The organism is Enterococcus sp. 4G2_DIV0659 (assembly GCF_002140715.2).
In the GTDB taxonomy this organism is placed as follows: Bacteria; Bacillota; Bacilli; order Lactobacillales; family Enterococcaceae; genus Enterococcus_L; species Enterococcus_L mansonii.
This window is the reverse complement of record NZ_NGLE02000001.1, coordinates 3,287,747-3,307,791: the sequence shown is the minus strand read 5'-3', so window position 1 is coordinate 3,307,791 and position 20,045 is coordinate 3,287,747. Positions and strand designations below refer to the sequence as shown.

Genomic DNA, 20,045 nt, shown 5'->3' with positions numbered 1-20,045 from the left:
ATAGTTGAACAATAGTCGTTTAATTCTTCAAAAGTAAAGACTCAGCTTTATTTATCTGGTTACTCTGCTTTTTCAGTATTTTTATTATCTTCTGGTTTTAAGTTCCCTTTGCTAATGCCAATTTGAACAACAGAATCAACTGGAACAAATTCATTGTATTTACTCATCTTAACAACGGTTCCTTTAGTGACTGTTGAATCAACATAGTACACTTGATAGGTAATGTTTGCTCCTTTAGATTGGTATTCATCATAAAAGATTTTTTGAAGGTCACCTTCTAGAGTATTGTCACGTAAGTCCTTAATATAAGGCTTGCCAGATGAATAAACAACCTGAATCACTGGTTTCTCATCTTTTTCTGTATATTTTTTCCCAACTTCAACAGATTGACTGATAAAATGTCCATAAGGAACTGTGTCATTGAATACTTGTTTCACCTGAAGTTGCAGACCATTTGCTTTTGATTCAGCTTCTTCTGAAGTAAATTGAGAAAAATCTGGCACCACAATTGCTTTTCCTGTTGAAACAGTAATACTCATAGAGTCTTTTTTAGCTACTTTTGTATCTTTGCCCACACTTTGAGAAATCACTTTGCCATTTTCAACTTTATCTGAATCAGACTCCTCTACTTTTAATGAAATTTCATTTTTCTTAGCCCATTCTGTGGCTTCTTCTTTTGATTTCCCTGCAAAGTCAGGCATAGATATATCTTTTTGGAAAACTTCTTTTCCTTTAGAAAAATAGACTTTTGCTTTGTCTTTGCGTTTGTAACTTTCAATTTTGACGTCTTTGTTTGTCATTTCAAATTTAATGAAATCACTTGCTGCTACGGTATCACTGTATTCTTCAATAATCGCTAAATTGTCAGCTTTGTGTTCCGTCACCCATTTTTTTGCATCGTTTAGTTTCATGCTTTTAAATTCTGGCAAAGCAACGATCTCTTGTGGATCAGGCCCCATGCTCGCATCAACAACTAATTCTTTTCCTTTTTTGATTTTTTGATTTTTTACTGATTGGTGAATAATCAAATTAGCCGTTCTCTTAAAGTCATATTTTTGGTCAACTTGTAGTTTCACACCATTTTCAGTTGTCCATTCACGCACTTCAGACAATTCTTTTCCTTCAAAATCAGGTACTTTTACATGAGTCATTTGAAAATAACCAAAATAAAGTAATAGCACTGATGCTAGAGTTCCTAAACCAATCAATACAAATTTCCTTCGTTGTTTCTTTTTATACGTTGGATCAGTCTCAATAAATTCATCGGGATTTTTTTGCTGTACATCCGTCGCTGTCTCATTTGGCTGGTTAAGTTTTGGCAGCTCTTGTTTTGGCTCATATTTTTTCTTTTTTGTTCGTTTCTTTGTGTAAATCAATTCTTCTGGATTGTCTGTTTCAATATCAGCAGGAACTTTTTCTGACGCGATCTTCTCATTTTCGCTAACAGATTTTGGATTGTTCTTTGGTCCAAATATCCCATTACTGATGTTTGTTTTTTGATTTTCCGTTGATTGTTTTTGTTCTACCGCATTTTTTTCTGATTTGTTTTTCAGATCTTTGGTTTTCTGGTTGGTTTGTTCTTTTAATTCATTCTTTTTCTGACGCGTTTTATTATAGTTATCTCCACTAAAATTTGATAAAAAATCACTCATATTTTTTTAACACACCTTTTTTCAGATAATATGTCTCATCGGACTGTTCGGCAATGTCATTCGAATGAGTTACCACAATTACACATTTATTATGAACTTTAGCAAGATTATGAAAAATATCAACAATTTCTTGCTCCATTCCTTCATCTAAGTTTCCTGTTGGCTCATCTGCTAAAATCACATCTACATTGGTTGCTAATGCTCGAGCTATTGCCACACGTTGTTGCTCACCACCAGAAAGTTGATTAACCAGACGATCCGCTTTTTCACTAGTAATACCAATATAATCTAGCAAATTATAAGCCACTTCTTTTTGATTCGGCGGCAATTCATTATCTGTGATTGACATTGCGACTAAAACATTTTCTAGTGCCGTTAAATAGGGAACTAAATTATAACTTTGAAAAATGATACTTATTTCATCACGGCGATATTTTTCATAACCAATTGTTTTAATGTCTTTTCCCTTCAAAAGCACTTGTCCCTCTTTAGGAGTATCCAAAGCACTGATCAAAGAAAGAAATGTTGTTTTTCCAGAACCTGATTGACCTAAAATAGTATAAAATTTTCCTTGCTCAAAAGAAACGCTGGTATCTTTCAGGATGAATCGACGTTTATCGCCATCTTGATAAAAATAGCTTAGATTTTTAGTCTCTAAAATTGACATTTCTCTTCCCTCCTACATCATGATTTTCTTTGGATTTAATCGAACAATATACACTAATGGTAAAATTGCTGCCAACATAACTGTACCTAGACCGACAACTAGATATGTCACAATATATCCTAGTGAGAATTTCACTTCATAAGCATTCATGATATCATCCGCTGTAATTTCTGTAGTACTTAAAGTATCCATTCCCATAAACATATCCGTTGAATTGTTTGCTGAATTGAGCATATCACTATTCAGTAGTGATTTTGAAACTACGTCCCCTAAAATATTCCCTGTTACTAACGAAATAATCAATGCAATACCGCTAATAATCAGCATTTCAATAATAATTTGCCCCATTACGTGTCCTCGTTTATCCCCAAGTGATAAATAGATTCCCAACTCATGTTTACGATCTCTCATAAAGAGTAAAACGACCAATGAAATGATTAGTAAAGTTGCTATTACAGCTATTAATACAACGTAGCCAGATATTTGAGACATTTTCTTCATACTTCCACCAATTTTTTCATATTGATCAGTAGAGGCTTTTACTGCATACAATTTAGGTAACAGCGGTTGAACTTCTTGTTTAAACGCTTCTACATCATCTGGACTTTTTAAAACATAAATCGGCGTATAATATTCATTTGTTTCATCTCCAGTGAATCCTTCTAAAGACGGATTATCGGGATCTTCTTTTTTCAGTCTTTCAAAATAATTTTTGTTCATTTCAAGAACCGCTTTATTTGGTAGATAAACGGTGTTGATCTCTTGCATGGACATCATTTGCTGATTTACTTTTTGCTGATCATTTTTTCCTTGATCCTTCTCTTTCATTTCAACTGTTGTTGGTTCAAAAATCCCAATAATCTGAATAGGAGTATCGATCTTAAAAACTTCTTTACTTTCTCCAGAATCCATAAATGTATTTCCGCGAACATCCATTATCATCTGATCTCCAACAGATAAACCATTTTCATCAGCAACTTTAGAAGAGATCAAACCAACATTTTTCCCATTGTCTATTTCATCTTGCGTGAAGACTTTTCCATCAACCAATTTGATTCTATTTTCTTCTGCATCTAAAATCTTTGCATAGTTAGAGCCTTTTAAGGTAAAACCTTCCATACCGCCAAACTCATCTGAATCAATAGAAGCACTTTTTAAATCCTTTGTTTGCACCCATCCGTTAGCATTATAATCATAATATTTCACATAAGGTGATTCACCTACTTTTTTGATTAAATCTACTTTGAGTGCTTCCAAGTCACTGCCAGCCTCCATAACCTCTTCTTGATTATTCTCATAATCAATTTCAATCGTTGCCGTCGCTCCCAGTTGTTTTTTGATGTTTTTTTCAACATTTTGTGTTGACTGTTGAATCGCAATTGATCCGGCGATAACATTTCCTAATACAAAAATAACTGCAAATAAAATAAATGACTTCCCTTTTTTTCTAGTGACACTACATAAAGCTCTTTTTATAAAATTCACTTTCTCATCTCCTTTTAAGAAAAAATATAGATAGTTCTATTATTCCATAACACTTCATCTTTAACAAGGTCTTTTTGACTCTCCTTAAAAATTGATCATCCTCGACTTAAAAACAAATTAAATCCATCATTTCATCTTTTAATTGGGCTTCTCATTCAATAAAATTAAATAACGATTTTTTTCAAAAACAAAAAACAACAAATTTCTACATATTATTTTAAGTAGAAATTTGTTGTTTTTTTTAATTTTAGATTAAACTTCTAAAAGTTCTTTTTCTTTTTCAGCAGTGATAGAATCAATATTTTTCACGCTATCATCTGTCAGTTTTTGAGCTTCTTTTTCTAAGTTACGTAACTCATCTTCAGTTATTTCATTATTTTTTTGTTGTTTTTTTAAATCATCAATCGCATCACGACGAATATTACGAACGGCGATTTTGGCATTTTCTGCTGCTTTTTTCACATCTTTTGCCAACTCTTTACGACGCTCTTCCGTTAGTTGTGGAATAACTAAACGAATAACTGTTCCGTCGTTTGTTGGACTAATCCCAATATCACTTGCTTGAATTGCTTTTTCGATGTCTTCAAGTGAATTTTTATCAAAAGGTGTAATCATTAATACACGAGCTTCTGGAATATTGATTCCCGCCAATTGATTCACTGGCGTCGGCGCTCCGTAATAATCTACTTGGATTCGGTCAAGTAAGCTTGCATTGGCACGTCCTGCACGAATTTGCCCAAGTTCTCGTTGTAAACTTTGTTCTGCTTTACTCATTTTTTCCTTTGCTGTTGCTAATACAGTTCCAGTCATTTTTTATTTCCCCCTTACGGTTGTTCCAATATTTTCACCTAGACAAGCGCGGCGAATATTTCCTGATTCATTTAAATTAAAGACAACTAAAGGTATGTCATTGTCCATGCTTAAAGAACTTGCTGTCGAATCCATTACTTGCAATCCTTTTGAAATAACGTCTAAATGCGTTAATTCTTCAAATTTAACTGCATTTTCATCTAATTTAGGATCTGCTGAGTAGACACCATCTACATTGTTTTTAGCCATTAAAATGACATCTGCATCTATTTCAGCAGCTCTTAATGCTGCTGTTGTGTCAGTTGAAAAATATGGATTTCCTGTTCCGCCAGCAAAAATAACGATACGTCCTTTTTCTAAATGACGTTCGGCACGACGACGGATGTATGGTTCTGCGATTTGACGCATCTCGATAGATGTTTGAACACGTGTTGGAACTCCTAGATTTTCTAACGTATCTTGCAAGGCTAAAGCGTTCATTACGGTTGCTAACATACCCATGTAATCTGCTTGAGCACGTTCCATACCCATCTGAGCACCGATTTGTCCACGCCAGATATTTCCACCGCCAACAACAATCGCCATTTCGATTCCTAATTCATGGACTTCTTTAATCTCTTCTACAATCTCTTTGATTGTTGGAGGTTTAATTCCAAACCCTTCTTCTCCGGCCAAAGCTTCGCCACTTAACTTTAATACAACACGTTGATATTTAGGTTTTACCATTTTTTTATTTCCCTCCACCGTTTGTCTAAGAACATTTTAACATACTCTAGGCATTCTGCCAGTCTATTTCTTTTGTTTTGCCTAAAAAAAGGGAGCGCATCTCAATGCGTTCCCAACTGTTACCATAAGTAACAGATTTATTTTTTAATTTGGCTCATTACTTCATCAGCAAAGTTATCTTCACGTTTTTGAATTCCTTCGCCCACTTCAAAGCGGATGAATGATTTAACAGTTGCCCCTTTAGACGCAACATATTTTTCAACTGTCATATCTGGATCTTTAACGAATGGCTGATCCACTAATGAGATTTCAGCTTTAAATTTGTTTAAGCGTCCAACAACCATTTTATCAACGATATTAGCTGGTTTGCCTTCGTTTAATGCTTGTTCAGAAAGAATCGCTTTTTCGTGCTCTAATTCTTCTTGAGGAATTTGAGATTCGTTAACATAACGAGGGTTGATAGCTGCTACATGCATAGCAACATCTTTAGCAACTTCTTCGTCAGTTGTTCCATCTAATACAGTTAATACTGCGATACGTCCGCCCATGTGTAAATAAGCACCAAATGCAGCATTGTCATCTTTTTCTACTAATTCAAAACGACGGAAGCTGATTTTTTCACCAATAACGGTTGTTGCTTCGATTAACTCAGTTTCTAAAGTTCCTTTATCTGTTTTAAGAGCTAAAGCTTCTTCCATGTTTGCTGGTTTATTCGTAGCAATCTCTGTAGCAATTTTTTTAACTAAGTCTTGGAACATTTCGTTTTTAGAAACGAAGTCAGTTTCAGAGTTTACTTCAACGATTGCCGCAAAATTACCATTTGACGCAACGTTTGCTAAACCTTCAGCTGCTACACGATCATTTTTCTTAGCCGCTTTAGCCATACCTTTTTCACGCAGGTAATCCACTGCAGCTTCGATATTACCTTCTACTTCTACTAACGCTCTTTTTGCATCCATCATACCGACACCAGTCATGTCGCGTAGTTCTTTAACTAATTTTGCTGAAATATCTGCCATTTTTTGTTCCTCCTAAGTTTTAAAAGCTGAATGAGCTCGATTAAACTCGACTGAAAAATAAGGAAATATGATTGCGATGCTTTTGGTCGCATACAGATTTCATCTTTTTTCTGAGAGTTTAGCTCATGAAGCTAGATAATTTTAAAAGCTGAATGAGCTCGATTAAACTCGACTGAAAAATAGGGAAATATGGTTGTGATGCTTTTAGTCACAGACAGATTTCATCTTTTTTCCGAGAGTCTAGCTCATGAAGCTGGATAATTAATTTTAAAAAAGCTATCTCAAAGGAGAATCAGGCTTTTTTCGCCTAGCCTTCGAGACAGCTCCGTCATTTTAAATTATTCTGCTGAATCGTTAGAACCTTCAACAACATCAACGATTTCTTCGATTGAAGTTGCAGCTTCTGGAGCTTCTTCAACAAAGATTTCTTCAACAGCTTGATCTTCACCTTGGTTTCCTTCGATGAAGGCATCAGCCATTTTAGCAGTGATCAATTTAACCGCACGAATCGCATCATCATTTGATGGGATTACTACATCGATTTCGTCTGGATCACAGTTTGTATCAACCATCGCTACGATTGGGATGTTCAATTTTTGAGCTTCTTGAACAGCAATACGTTCTTTACGAGGGTCAACAATGTACATTACATCTGGAATTCTAGGCATATCAGCGATACCGCCTAAGAATTTTTCAAGACGTTCACGTTGTTTGTTTAAACCAACAACTTCTTTTTTAGGAAGAACTTCGAATGTTCCGTCTTCTTCCATTTTATTGATATCTTTCAAACGTTTGATACGTTTTTGGATAGTATCCCAGTTAGTTAATGTTCCACCTAACCAACGGTGGTTAACAAAGTATTGACCTGAACGAATCGCTTCGTCTTTGATCGCTTCTTGTGCTTGTTTTTTAGTTCCTACGAATAATGCAACGCCGCCATCTTCAGCAACATTTTTCATGTAATCGTAAGCAGCATCTACTAATTTAACTGTTTTTTGTAAGTCAATGATGTAGATTCCGTTTCTTTCTGTGAAGATGTATTTCTTCATTTTTGGGTTCCAGCGACGAGTTTGGTGTCCAAAGTGTACGCCGGCTTCTAGTAATTGTTTCATAGAAATTACTGCCATGGGTTGTTTCCTCCAATTTGGTTTTTATTTGTTCCCTCTTCCCAGTTTTAAACTCTCTTAATGAACTGTAATTCTACAGCACCTCACAAGAAATATACTGAAAATGTGGATTTGATATTACATTCAGTATGTCTGAAAATAACACCTTTGTTAGTATACAACAGAATTCCAACAATTTCAACCAATTTTCGATCCTTTACTTATGCAAAATTAAATACCTTGCTACTTTAATTTATTTGACCGCTAATTTTACTGACTTCACTTTTGTAGATGATACATCAAAATTCCTGCTGCAATCGCTACATTTAATGACTCCGCATTGCCTTTGATTGGAATATAGATATTTTGGTCCGTCTTCTCCAAAATTTCAGATGACACTCCTTGTCCTTCATTTCCCATAATCAACGCATAGTCATTTACCTTGGTTATGTTCTCGTAGGATACAGCATCTGGATTTAACTCTGTCCCATATATAGGAATTTTCATTTCTTTGAAACGCTCTATACTATCAGTTAGTGATTTACGTAACACGGGTAAATGATAGTTACTTCCCTGCATCGCTCTTAATACTTTTGTACTATAAATATCTGAACTGCCTTCACCTAATACAACACCGGATAAACCAGCAGCATCCGCAGTTCGGATCATCGTTCCTACATTTCCTGGGTCTTGTACATTATCTAAAAGCAACCAACCACCAGACAAATCTATCTCGTGTTCATAACTAGGCATTTTAACAATTGCGATTATCCCCTGTGGTGTTGGTAGTTCTGAGAGTGATTCTAACACTTCATCTGAAACCCGAATCAAACAGTCTTGAGGTTGTTCAGCTAACCAACCACCCCACTCATTTCCCCCTCGTGAATTGCAAAGTATCCAATCGATCTGTACTTTTGCCTTGACCGCTTCTTCAATCAAATGAAAGCCTTCAATAATATATTGTTGTTTTTCTTCTCGATACTTCTTTTTATGTAATTTCTTAAATTCTTTGATCATTGTATTCTTCGTTGATAAAATTTCTTTCATTTTTACACCTCGCTAGGCTATTATACCATGATTTTTTCTAATCAAACAGCTACTACTTCACTTGCAAGATAAACAAAAAATCGCTATCATTGATTTAACTAAAAGCGAGGTGTAAAACGATGAGAAAAGTACGCATGAATGTCCAAGGACGAGTGCAAGGTGTAGGATTTCGTTATATGACCAAAATGGTGGCAGATGAATTAGGCATCAAAGGAACCGTTCGTAATGAAGAGGATGGCTCTGTTTCGATTGAATCTTTTGGCGAAGATGAAGCAATCAATCGTTTTATAAAAAAAGTGAAAGACTCTCCTAGTCCTGCTGGTCATGTTACTTACGTAGATATTCAAGATGATCCTATGATGGAAGAATATTCTAGCTTCAACGTAACTAATTGATTGATTTATAAGAAGAATCTCACTCAGACTTGAGGCGGATTCTTCTTATTTTTATTGAAAAAAAACGCTTTTTCAAGTATAGTTAATCTTGTGCAAATTTTTTAGAAAAGGAAAGAATAAAATGCGAAAATTAAATAAGTGGCTACTAGGTTCTGGTCTATTCACTTTGGCGCTTTTTTTGTCAGGCTGTGTAAAAACAGGATCAGATGGGCAACCAACTGGTGAAGGGATCATCTATAATGTTTTAGTCAAACCAATGAGTAATGCAATCACTTATCTTGTTGATAATTTCGATTGGAATTATGGCTGGGCAATCATTTTTATTACGGTCATTGTTCGAATCATCATTATGCCATTGGGGTTAAGTCAATCCAAGAAAAGTATGATCCAAACAGAAAAAATGCAAGCCATAAAACCTCAAATTGATGCAGCTCAAGCAAAATTAAAAGAAGCAACTTCTCGTGAAGAACAAATGCAAGCTCAAGCTGAATTGCAACAAGTCTATAAAGAAAATAATATGAGCATGATGGGCGGCATTGGTTGTCTGCCATTACTGATCCAAATGCCGATTTTTTCTGCTTTATTCTTTGCGGCTCGTTATACAAAAGGTATTGCTGATGCTAGCTTCTTAGGTGTTAACTTAGGAACACCAAGTATTATCTTCGTTGTTTTAGCTGGTATAGCTTATTTGATCCAAGGGTACATTTCCACTATCGGAATCCCCGAAGAACAAAAGAAAACAATGAAGTCAATGCTGATTGTCTCTCCATTGATGATTGTCTTTATGTCAATTAGCTCGCCTGCTGGTGTAACCCTATATTGGGTCGTTGGTGGTATCTTTACTTGTATCCAAACATTTATCACAAACATCTTATTAAAACCAAGAATCAAAGCTCAAGTGGCTGAAGAATTAAAACAAAATCCTCCGAAACAAGTTGTCACACCGCGTAAAGATGTCACACCGGCGGATGAAAAAACTACACAAGCTAACATACAAAAAAACACAACAAATTCAGGGCGTAATGCTGGAAAACAGAATAGAAAATAATTTAAAATGAAAAAAGCCTTACAATGCATTTGGGTATGCTTCCCACTGCAGAACACGTTTATATACTAGTGTCCTGTGGTAGGAAGCGCACCATTTTCTGCATTGTGTGGCTTTTTCATTGTTCTTCAGCTGATATACCATTGATAAATAAGTCTACAACTTGAGCAATGGTAAGGTACGTATAGTTTTGCTTTACTTTAATATATGGTGACAGTGTGTTTAAAAAATGAGTAGCTGCTATTTCAGGTGTCAACTTGTTGCGAATAGCAAAATCACTTTCTTCAAAAAGTTGCAATAATGGCGCTTTGTATGATTGATTCCAAAGCTGGAACAACTTAAATTGAGTTTCTTTCGTTAATTTCGTTTTAAAATCATGCATCATTAGGTCGAAATCAAATGGATGTTTCGTTTTAAGACAATCCGCAAATCTCGTTAATTTCCTCACTGTGTTCAATTTTTGGTCATCAACAATTTTTACTAATTCTTCATTCACATCACTTAATAGATTTTCAATCACTCCGACATAAACCGCTTCTTTATTTTTGAAGTGATGGTATAAATTCGGTTGGGTTACATCTGCTAATTCAGCAATTTGTCTCGTTGATGTGCTCTGATAACCGTTATCCATAAATAAACGTGTCGCCACTTGAATAATTGTATCCCTAGTATTTTTTATTTCTTTGCCCATTGCTTAGCCACCTATAGTTCATTTCTTTCCTATTTTAACAGATGCAGACAAATAAAAATACATTAAATAGCCTTCTTTTTATGTTTCAATTGAAAAACTAATTCATAGACACAAACCAGCGCAATAACGACTAAACAAATTAGCACCGTCATAATAATCGCTGGATACTGATTATTCCATCCGTCTACCGATTGGTGTTTCACTAAAATACCATAATAAGCCCATAAAGTAGCCAATCCATAGGCAATATTTCGATTACGAATAATTGTTGCACCGATAATCACTAGTCCAACAATCAGTATAGAAATTGTCCAAAATTCTTGGTTATTTTGAAGAAAAGCAATTTTTTTATCTACAAAAAATGCAGTAATATTAGCAATCGTAGCAATCGTGATCCAACCGAAATAGACGCTAAAAGGTAACCTTATAAAGATAAAATCTTTTTTAGTCAATATTTCTTTAGATAACAATTGATTGATATAAATCAACACGATCAGCAATCCTAGCATAATAACGACTGAAAGATCAATTTGAAGATACTGCCAAGCAAATAGCCATACACTATTTAAAACAGAAGAAACAATAAACACCCTTCTTATCTTGTTCCTTTCTTTCTGATTACTTAAAATAGATTGATTACTAGGCTGTATCCATTGGTAAACAACAAAGCCGCCTAATAGTAAATAAATGACTGACCAAATTGAAAATGTTAATCCCGCAGGTGCAAATAAATTAGGATATGAATCTGAAACTTCCTGCGTTGTCAGCCCATTCAGTGGCAATAAGACAGCTGCAGCATTTGTCCCAATCATGAGAAAATAGATTATTGTTACTACCCATTTTGACATTATTGATTGATTTTTATCCATTGTCCTTCTCCCTCCTATAAGCCTTTTTTACCAATAAACGGAACGAACTTTGATGTTTTCTTAGCATATGCGATAAAATCTGGACGATCTTTATATTTTTTCTCAAGCAAAGGTACACCTGAAACAAATAAAAGCAATAAGGTAATCGTAATCGGTCCAATAATGCCCCACATGTTTCTTGTTGTGTTCAAGCTGATAAGAAAAATTCCCCACCAACTTAACGCTTCACCAAAATAATTAGGATGCCTTGTTATTGACCATAAGCCAGTTGTTAACAGTTTCCCTTTATTTCTACTATCTTTTTTAAATTGTGTTAATTCATAATCCCCAATCGTTTCAAAAACAAAACCAAGTAACCAAATAATAATCCCTAATCCGTTCCACCAATAAAAATCATTCACTGAGCTTGTTACAACAAAAAGAATTGGCATCGAAACGATTAGAAGCAAAACACCTTGCAAAACAAAAACATTTAAATACGTTTTTAATTTCACCCAATGCGTGCCCCAACGCTTTCTCATGTTTACATAACGATAATCTTCTGGTTTTCCGATATTTCTTTTGGCCAAGTGTAAAAATAGACGAACACCCCAAATCGCCACTAAAATAACAATAATCGTACTGATGGTCGTTTTTTGCGGCATTGTTATATACCCTGTTAAAGCGACTATTACAAAGCCAAGTCCCCAAGCCAAATCTACAATTGAATTATTATGAAGTGCCTGGGCCCAAAAAAATAATCCTGTAAAATAGATAAAAATCACACAAAAAATGATCCACATTGTCATCTCTAATCCTTCCTTTCTTCCACTTCAATCGCCACAGCTACACTACCTTGTCCAGCACTCATCGCAACCACCGTTGAGATATCCATAACATAACTTGGCGTAAAGCCAAGTTGCTTTATTAACTCTCTTTCCCAGCTTCGGACTCGTTCAATTGTATTTGCATGAATCACTGCATAACGTGTAATCTTACTTTTCTTATTTATTTCCTTTAACTGATTCAGAATTTTCTTTTCATTTGCATCTAAGCTAAAGGTAAAATTACTTAGTTTTCCTTCTCCTTCATCGTTCAAACTGACAATTGGCTTTAAATTGATTTTTTTGGCCAACTTTCCAGCAAATTGCGGAATTCTTCCTGATGAAATCATTGGATTTAAGTCATCTACGCTGACTAAAATTTTAACTTGCCTTCTTTTATCTTTTGTTTTTTGTACCACTTCATCAAAAGAAAGTCCTGCTTGGATCCATTCGTTTGCACTCATTACTAATAATCCTTGTGCCGCTGAATTTTGTTTTGAATCAATCACTTCTATTTTTGTATTTTTAGAAGCCGCTCTGTCAGCTGCTTTTTTAACCGTTTGAAATGTCCCGCTTAACTTTTCAGCTACCGTAATCACTAAAATGGATTCATATTTCGTTTCCAAGAAAGAAAAAAGATTTTCTACTGTTTTTAATGTGGGCTGAGAACTGGTTGCACGTTCGTTTTGCTTTTTAGTTAATTCAAAAAATTGATTGCTTTGTATGGTTATCTTATCTAAATAGTTTGTATCACCAATTAAAATATTCATTGGCAATACGTGAATTTGATTGTTTAGTACATAATCTGCCGGTAAATCAGCGATCGAATCTGTTACTAAAGCAATCGAGGCCTTTTTGTGTTTATTCACTTGATATTGTAACAACATATCATCTGCCTTTTGTTGAATCGGCTGACCGATACTACTTAAATAACTTAATACCTGAGCCGGTTGATTGGAATGGATATGAATCCTTGCTTTCCCTCGATTCACAGCAATAATCAGTGAATCACCATAAGCACTTAATTTTTTCTGAATTTCATTTTTTGATTGAGTAACATTATCCAATAACACTTCTGTACAATATCGAAAGGTAGGTTCTGAAGCTTCCATATGGACAGATTCAGCGATCTCTAATTTTATAGAATCATCTGAATATTCATTTGAGCTTCTCGCTACTTTTTTATTTACAAAAGCCTGAGTGAACCCCTCTATAAATACATAAAATCCTTTTGCTCCTGCATCAACAACTTGATTTTTCTGCAAAATTTTTAATTGTTTTGTAGTGCCTTCTAATGCTTGTTTTGCTTGAAGCAGCGCATTTGGTAAAAGCTTTTCTAAACTCTGAATCTGATCATTATCATTAAGCGCTTCTGCCCATGATCGAATAACAGTAATAATTGTTCCTTCAACTGGATTTTCAATCGCTTGATATGCTTCACTGATTGCAGATTTTAAACTTTTTACAAAACTTGAAACGGAATTTTTTTCTTCCATCAACAATAAATTATTGTAAATCCCATTAAAATATTGAGCAACTATTATGCCAGAGTTCCCTCTTGCCCCTACTAAAGAAGCTTCTGCGACTTTTTCAAGAACTTCTATAACCGAAGCTGACTCGCCTTTTGTTTCTTCAAGTATCGTCTGCATCAAGGAAGCTAAATTGCTTCCTGTATCTCCATCAGGAACAGGGAAAACATTGATTTGATTCAACGTTTGTTTCTCATTAATTAATTGGATCGCTCCTTGTTGAAAAGCAAATAATAATTCTTCATAATCAATAGCCTGAGTGTCACTAGGTGTCATTGTTCGTTTACCTCCAATTGAAATGTTGCGCTATATAAAACGTAATTCCACTAGTCACAGCAGTAACGAACGCGCCCCAAATTAAATCAATGCTTGTAACTAGAATCGGCCAATCCTTAATTGTTGCAAGATTCGTCAGGTCATAGGTTGCATAGCATAATAAGCCTAAAAATGCTCCTGCAGATAACGCATAGATCAAACTATCTTTTTCAAGTGCAGGATAGACAACAAAAAAGAGGAGCCCTAGAAGATATAGTCCATAAAATAAAACAGCCGGTATTATTCTTGTCTGTCCTAATAAACTACCTAAGTATTCTTGATACATTTTTTTCGCCACTACAAGTAGCCAAACAAAATCCAATACCAGAAATGAAAGTGTTGCAACGCTAAACAATCTTATAAAATGATTCATTTTATCTCCTCCTAATAAAAACATGGTACGATCCCCTTATCAATCGATAAGGTAATCGTACCATGTTAGAATTATTTATGAAAAAATTTTGCTCGGAAATTCGATTTACAATTCCTTTTAAACGTAATTGTTTTATTTTACAATCAACAAATCCAAACTTGCTAACGATAAGGACATTTTAGCAATTCGATTCAATTCATTCAATCGATTTGCTTTCACTTTTTCATCTTCTACCATAACCATTGTTTGCTCAAAGTATCGTTCAATTAACGGACGTAAATTCACTAACGCTTGGTAGTTTTCAGACATTGTATTTTCTTTGAACGTTTTTTCAATCGCATCAACTGCCTGATGCAACGCTTTTTCAGCATCATTTTCAAATAAAGTTACATCAACCGATTTTTCTTTATTTAACAATTCACGCCCTTTTTTGGCTAAATTGATCACTCGCGTCAATGCTTCCATTGAAGGTTTGAACTCTTTATCTAATAAATGTTTTTTTAGAATGGTTGCTGACGAAAATAGTTTCGCTAAATCTTTTTGTTCCGCTGAAATAACCGCATCAATGACATCATGACGAACATCTTTTGTCGTCAGTAATTGACGTAAGCGAGCTTTCACAAAATCGATCACTTCTTCTTGTCCACTCGTTAATTGAATACCATATTTTTGACTATCAGCATTGACAGCTGCATCAATATCCATTTGTAATTGGACTAATGGGAATTGCCATCCTTTATTTTCGATAATTCGGATTACGCCATAGGTTTGACGACGTAAGGCATACGGATCATTCGAGCCACTTGGAACCATTCCAACAGCAAAGAATGAAAACACACTATCTAATTTATCTGCAATCGCCAAAACAGCACCGATTGAAGAAACAGGAAGTTCACCTTCACTTGATGTTGGTAAATAATGTTCGCGAATGGCTTGGGCTACCGTCGCTTTTTCACCTTGCATCAACGCATATTTTTCACCCATGATTCCTTGTAATTCTGGAAATTCTCCAACCATATTGGTGACTAGGTCAAATTTATAAATTTCAGAGGCACGTTTTAAATCAGTTAACTCCTCTTCTGACAAGCCAATCTCTTTACCAATAATTTGTCCAATAACACCAACACGTTGCATTTTTTCGTAGATTGTACCGATTTTTTCATGGAACGTGACTTGTTTCAACTTATTGACGCACTCTTCAATCGTTAATTTTTTATCTTCATTGTAGAAAAATTCCGCATCCTCTAAACGAGCAATCAAGACTTTTTCGTTCCCTTTTATGACATTTTCAAGATGAACATTATTGCCATTTCGAACTGAAATAAAATGTGGGAGTAATAACCCTTGATCATTTCGTACCTCAAAATAACGTTGATGCTCTTTCATTGAAGTAACCAATACTTCATCTGGAACTGAAAGATATTTTTCATCAAAAGCACCAATAAAAGCCGTTGGGTACTCGACCAAATTATTTACCTCTTCTAGCAAATCCTCGTCTAAGGATAACGTCCAATGATTTTTTTCGGCTAGTTGATTTGCTTGCTCAACAATCATCGTTTGTCTTATTTTAGGATCAACAATGACAAATTGCTCTGACATCTTTTCTTCGTATTCTCTTGAATGGGTAAACGTAACATCATCCCCTAAGAAACGATGTCCACGTGAACGATTACCTGTCGTAACATCTAAAACAGAAAATGGAATCACTTCATCATCTAACAAAGCAACAATCCAATGAATTGGACGAATATACTCAAAGTCATAATTTGCCCAATGCATTGTAACTGGGAACGTTAAGCTTGTGATTACTTCTTTTAAGCCCACTAAAACATCGATTGTTTTCTTTCCTTTGTTATGCTTGGTCACATAAACATATTCTACGCCATTTAGTTCTTTAAACGTAATGGCATCTGTGGTCAATCCTTGGCCTCTGACAAAACCTTCTGCGGCTTTACTCCAATTCCCTTGGTCATCTTGAGCAATTTTTTTTGCTGGCCCTTTCACTTCTTCTTGTGTATCTTCTTGTTGTTCTGGTAAATTCGTTACACGAATAGCTAAACGACGAGGGGTTGAAAAGCTCTGAACTGTTTCATAAGATAATTTATTTTCATCTAAAAACGACACTATTTTTTGCTCTAATTGTAAGCGACTTGGACTGACAATATGAGCAGGCATTTCTTCTAATCCGATTTCTAATAATAGATCTTTTGCCATGTTATTTTGCCTCCTTCGTTGCTTCATTTTCTTTATTTAAGAGTGGAAAACCTAATTTTTCACGTTCTGCCACGAAAATTTTTGCTACCGCACGCGCCATATTTCTAATACGAGCTAAATAACCTGCTCGTTCAGTCACAGATACAGCACCACGGGCATCTAATAAGTTGAATGTATGGCTGCATTTTAAAATATAATCATAAGCTGGATGAACTAAACTTTCATCAATACAGCGTTTCGCTTCTTGTTCAAATTTATCAAAATTCTCTAATAACATTTCTTGATTGCTAATTTCAAACGAATATTTTGAGTGCTCATATTCAGGTTGATTGAAGATTTCACCGTATTTCACACCTTGTGTCCATTCTAAATCATACACACTCTCTACTTCTTGGATGTAAGAAGCTAAGCGTTCGATACCGTAAGTAATCTCTGATGTCACAGGATGACAAGCTAGACCACCCACTTGCTGGAAATAGGTAAATTGAGTGATTTCCATTCCATCAAGCCAAACCTCCCAACCTAAACCAGCACATCCCATAGAAGGGTTTTCCCAGTTATCTTCTACAAAACGAATATCGTGGGCTAAGGGATCAATTCCAAGTAGTTCTAGACTTTCTAAATATAATTCTTGAATGTTTTCAGGTGAAGGCTTCATTACCACTTGAAATTGATGGTGTTGATACAAACGATTAGGATTCTCACCATAGCGACCATCCGCTGGGCGACGAGAGGGTTCAACATAGGCCGCATTCCATGGCTCAGGACCAATTGCTCGTAAGAAAGTATAAGGACTCATCGTCCCTGCTCCTTTTTCCGTATCATAAGACTGCATCAGCATACATCCGTTTGATGACCAAAATTTTTGTAAAGTTAATATCATTTCTTGCACAGTAAGTTTCTTTTCCATTGTGATCCTCCTCGTAAAGTTAAAAGATAAATAAGCTATTGACCAATAGATGTTTATAGTGCTGTTACAACTGGATAAAATTCAATTGTTTCATCTGGAACAAGCGTTACTTCTACTTTCATTGTTGGCGCTAACTCCGTTTTAATGGTATATATTTTTTCGCTAGGATCTGTTTGAAATTCTTCAATTTTTGTACCGTCAGTTTCTTTCACCTGAACAAGTAGCTTTACTAAAGATAAGACTTTCAACTTATTTTCTGTAAAATCAGTAGGCAAAAATGTTGTATTGAAATACATGCTGCACCTCCTTTTAGAAATTTTAAAAATAGCAAAAAGTCCCTATGCCTCAAGAGACATAGGGACGAATAATCGCGGTTCCACCCTACTTCCGATAATAACTATCGGCAGCTTCGTTCAGTCATACTCAAAAGCGCCCTTCAAAAGTTGTTTGTACCTGGCTCTCACTTTCCCAGACTCGCTATAACATCCATTCTTTTTACTCTTCTTTTTCAACGTATGTATTTCATTCTTCTTTATGATAATCTTTGACGCTTAAGATGTCAAATTTTTTTTAATCAAACAATCTTGTCAGTTTATTCCTCTTTTTTTTCACGTATTGGTCGTTTCAATGTATCTTCCCAGCTTTTCATTTGGTCAATAAATTTTTTACTCTTTAGATGAATCCCGACGTATTCATCATACAATTCATCAATCGTTTGTCTGATTGTGGTCTTTGTCTCTGGCTTTAGATTAATCTCTTGCACCTTGTCATAAGAAATAATAGAGAACAGACGGATAAAATGAATCGCTCTAGGATCAGCATGATATCGATGTTCATCTAAATGCCAATGCTGTTCACAAAGAACGCCGCTGTACTTTGAAGAATAATCAAATTTCCCTTGATTTTCTTCGCACACTGCACAATGCCGCCATTCAGGAGTAATACCAAAACGACTCAACAGTTGAATCTCAAAAATATTAGTGATAATTTCAGCATCTTTGTTTTCATTCAGTAAGCGCAATGCTTGCTGAACAAAAGAATACAAATTGGGATCATATGTCCGATCTTCGATTGCCACATCAACTAAATTTAAAATATAAGTCGCATAAGCATTCACAAATATATCCTCTTGAATCACTCGAAACGAAGAAATTTCTTTACTTCCATTTAGAAAAGACAGTCCATCTTCTCTAAAATCACCAATGTATGTAGCTTCAGTAAAAGGCAAAATTGCTGGACTAATCGGATTATTCTTGCGATGCGCTCCTTTTACAAAAAACATCAATTTACCAAATGATTCTGTAAAGATTTTGACTAACTTGTCTTTTTCTTTATAATCTTTTGTAAATAAAATAATTCCTTTGGTCTCACCTAACGTCATCTTTTTGCCTCCTTTTCCAGTTTGATTTATTTTAGCAGAGATAGAAGGAAAAGAACAATTCCACTGTAAGGCAGAACTGTTCCGTCATTTTAATATTAATAGTCATCTTTACGATAGCCAAAATCTTGTAAATGGACTTTTTTATCGCGCCAATCTTTTTGAACTTTTACCCATAACTCTAAATAAACTTTGTCATCCAATAAATATTCAATATCTTGTCTAGCTTTTGTCCCGATCTGTTTTAACATTTTGCCGCCTTTGCCAATGATGATTCCCTTTTGACTATCACGCTCAACGATAATTGTTGCTAGAATTCTCACTTTATCATTTTCATCACGCTTCATGGAATCCACCACAACCGCAACAGAATGAGGAATTTCATCACGCGTCAGTAATAGCACTTTTTCCCGAACCAATTCTGAAACAATAAAATACTCTGGATGATCAGTAATTTGATCGTCTGGGAAATATTGAGGACCTTCTGGTATTTGGTCAACTAATATATCCATCAATCGTTCTACATTGTTTCCTTCAGTCGCAGAAATTGGCACAACTTCTGCAAATTCCATCTGACTTGAGTAATCTTCAATAATTCCTAATAATTGATCAGGATGTACGGTATCTATTTTATTGATAACTAAATACACAGGGCTATTCATTGCCTTAAGACGTTCAATGATAAAATCATCACCTTTGCCTCTTTTTTGATCGGCACTGATCATAAATAACGTAGCATCTACTTCACGCAATGCACTGTAAGCAGTCTCCACCATAAAATCACCTAAACGATGCTTTGGCTTATGAATGCCTGGTGTGTCAATAAAAACGATTTGAGCTTCTGGAACAGTATAAATTCCTTGGATTTTATTTCTAGTTGTTTGCGCTTTATCACTCATAATCGCAATTTTTTGTCCGACAATTCGATTTAACAATGTAGACTTACCAACATTTGGTCTTCCCACAATTGCTACGAAACCGGATTTATGTGCATCTGTCATTATTTCTCTC

20 protein-coding genes are annotated in these 20,045 nt (G+C 35.1%); 2 read left to right on the top strand and 18 right to left on the bottom strand.

All coding sequences use genetic code 11. From position 1 onward, the window contains the following. Positions 1 to 59: 59 nt before the first annotated feature. From A5880_RS15565 to A5880_RS15530, 8 genes are all read right to left on the bottom strand, one after another. Positions 60 to 1,652, bottom strand: coding sequence for a PASTA domain-containing protein (locus A5880_RS15565; RefSeq protein ID WP_086329970.1), 1,593 nt, complete (start codon positions 1,650 to 1,652; stop codon positions 60 to 62). Further along, positions 1,645 to 2,319: an ABC transporter ATP-binding protein gene (locus A5880_RS15560; RefSeq protein ID WP_086329969.1), complete on the bottom strand. Its 675-nt coding sequence runs from the start codon at positions 2,317 to 2,319 to the stop codon at positions 1,645 to 1,647. Before A5880_RS15560 ends, A5880_RS15565 begins: the two co-directional genes overlap by 8 nt. A gap of 12 nt (positions 2,320 to 2,331) precedes the next feature. Then, a complete protein-coding gene (locus tag A5880_RS15555) occupies positions 2,332 to 3,804 on the bottom strand; it encodes an ABC transporter permease (protein ID WP_086329968.1) in 1,473 nt (490 codons plus the stop codon). Between the two features lie 252 nt (positions 3,805 to 4,056). Next, positions 4,057 to 4,614 carry a ribosome recycling factor gene (gene frr / locus A5880_RS15550; RefSeq protein WP_086329967.1) on the bottom strand — a complete coding sequence of 186 codons (558 nt, stop codon included), beginning with the start codon at positions 4,612 to 4,614 and terminating at the stop codon, positions 4,057 to 4,059. 3 nt (positions 4,615 to 4,617) lie between these two features. Continuing rightward, the gene (pyrH, locus tag A5880_RS15545) at positions 4,618 to 5,340 is read right to left on the bottom strand and encodes a UMP kinase (protein WP_086329966.1); all 723 of its coding nucleotides are present in this window, start codon (positions 5,338 to 5,340) and stop codon (positions 4,618 to 4,620) included. A gap of 137 nt (positions 5,341 to 5,477) precedes the next feature. Beyond that, positions 5,478 to 6,359, bottom strand: coding sequence for a translation elongation factor Ts (tsf, locus tag A5880_RS15540; RefSeq protein ID WP_086329965.1), 882 nt, complete (start codon positions 6,357 to 6,359; stop codon positions 5,478 to 5,480). 338 nt (positions 6,360 to 6,697) lie between these two features. After that, positions 6,698 to 7,486, bottom strand: coding sequence for a 30S ribosomal protein S2 (rpsB, locus tag A5880_RS15535; protein ID WP_010772651.1), 789 nt, complete (start codon positions 7,484 to 7,486; stop codon positions 6,698 to 6,700). 258 nt (positions 7,487 to 7,744) lie between these two features. Next, positions 7,745 to 8,512, bottom strand: coding sequence for a TrmH family RNA methyltransferase (locus A5880_RS15530; protein ID WP_086329964.1), 768 nt, complete (start codon positions 8,510 to 8,512; stop codon positions 7,745 to 7,747). Positions 8,513 to 8,631: 119 nt separating this feature from the next. Between A5880_RS15530 and A5880_RS15525 the strand changes: the two genes are divergently transcribed. Together A5880_RS15525 and yidC are read left to right on the top strand one after the other, a co-directional pair. Further along, positions 8,632 to 8,907 carry an acylphosphatase gene (locus A5880_RS15525; RefSeq protein ID WP_086329963.1) on the top strand — a complete coding sequence of 92 codons (276 nt, stop codon included), beginning with the start codon at positions 8,632 to 8,634 and terminating at the stop codon, positions 8,905 to 8,907. 121 nt (positions 8,908 to 9,028) lie between these two features. Next, positions 9,029 to 9,955 carry a membrane protein insertase YidC gene (gene yidC, locus A5880_RS15520; RefSeq protein WP_086329962.1) on the top strand — a complete coding sequence of 309 codons (927 nt, stop codon included), beginning with the start codon at positions 9,029 to 9,031 and terminating at the stop codon, positions 9,953 to 9,955. A 115-nt stretch (positions 9,956 to 10,070) separates the two neighbouring features. Here the strand turns inward: yidC and A5880_RS15515 are convergent, their stop codons facing one another. From A5880_RS15515 to era, 10 genes are all read right to left on the bottom strand, one after another. Next, positions 10,071 to 10,643 carry a TetR/AcrR family transcriptional regulator gene (locus A5880_RS15515; protein ID WP_086329961.1) on the bottom strand — a complete coding sequence of 191 codons (573 nt, stop codon included), beginning with the start codon at positions 10,641 to 10,643 and terminating at the stop codon, positions 10,071 to 10,073. A gap of 62 nt (positions 10,644 to 10,705) precedes the next feature. Further along, on the bottom strand, positions 10,706 to 11,512 hold the full coding sequence (locus A5880_RS15510) for a TspO/MBR family protein (protein ID WP_086329960.1): 807 nt from the start codon (positions 11,510 to 11,512) through the stop codon (positions 10,706 to 10,708). Positions 11,513 to 11,526: 14 nt separating this feature from the next. Continuing rightward, complete coding sequence (locus tag A5880_RS15505) at positions 11,527 to 12,300, bottom strand: DUF1295 domain-containing protein (protein WP_086329959.1); 774 nt, start codon at positions 12,298 to 12,300, stop codon at positions 11,527 to 11,529. A 2-nt stretch (positions 12,301 to 12,302) separates the two neighbouring features. Continuing rightward, entirely contained in the window at positions 12,303 to 14,120 is a 1,818-nt protein-coding gene (locus A5880_RS15500; protein WP_086329958.1) for a DegV family protein, read from the bottom strand. 7 nt (positions 14,121 to 14,127) lie between these two features. Further along, positions 14,128 to 14,532 (bottom strand): DUF2177 family protein, encoded by a 405-nt coding sequence (locus A5880_RS15495; protein WP_086329957.1) that lies wholly within the window; start codon positions 14,530 to 14,532, stop codon positions 14,128 to 14,130. A gap of 132 nt (positions 14,533 to 14,664) precedes the next feature. Continuing rightward, positions 14,665 to 16,746 (bottom strand): glycine--tRNA ligase subunit beta, encoded by a 2,082-nt coding sequence (gene glyS, locus A5880_RS15490; protein WP_086329956.1) that lies wholly within the window; start codon positions 16,744 to 16,746, stop codon positions 14,665 to 14,667. A gap of 1 nt (position 16,747) precedes the next feature. Further along, positions 16,748 to 17,656 (bottom strand): glycine--tRNA ligase subunit alpha, encoded by a 909-nt coding sequence (gene glyQ / locus A5880_RS15485; RefSeq protein ID WP_086329955.1) that lies wholly within the window; start codon positions 17,654 to 17,656, stop codon positions 16,748 to 16,750. A gap of 53 nt (positions 17,657 to 17,709) precedes the next feature. Next, positions 17,710 to 17,952 (bottom strand): hypothetical protein, encoded by a 243-nt coding sequence (locus A5880_RS15480; protein WP_086329954.1) that lies wholly within the window; start codon positions 17,950 to 17,952, stop codon positions 17,710 to 17,712. Positions 17,953 to 18,248: 296 nt separating this feature from the next. After that, entirely contained in the window at positions 18,249 to 19,037 is a 789-nt protein-coding gene (gene recO, locus A5880_RS15475) for a DNA repair protein RecO (protein ID WP_086329953.1), read from the bottom strand. A gap of 95 nt (positions 19,038 to 19,132) precedes the next feature. Further along, complete coding sequence (era, locus tag A5880_RS15470) at positions 19,133 to 20,035, bottom strand: GTPase Era (RefSeq protein WP_086329952.1); 903 nt, start codon at positions 20,033 to 20,035, stop codon at positions 19,133 to 19,135. Positions 20,036 to 20,045: the final 10 nt, after the last annotated feature.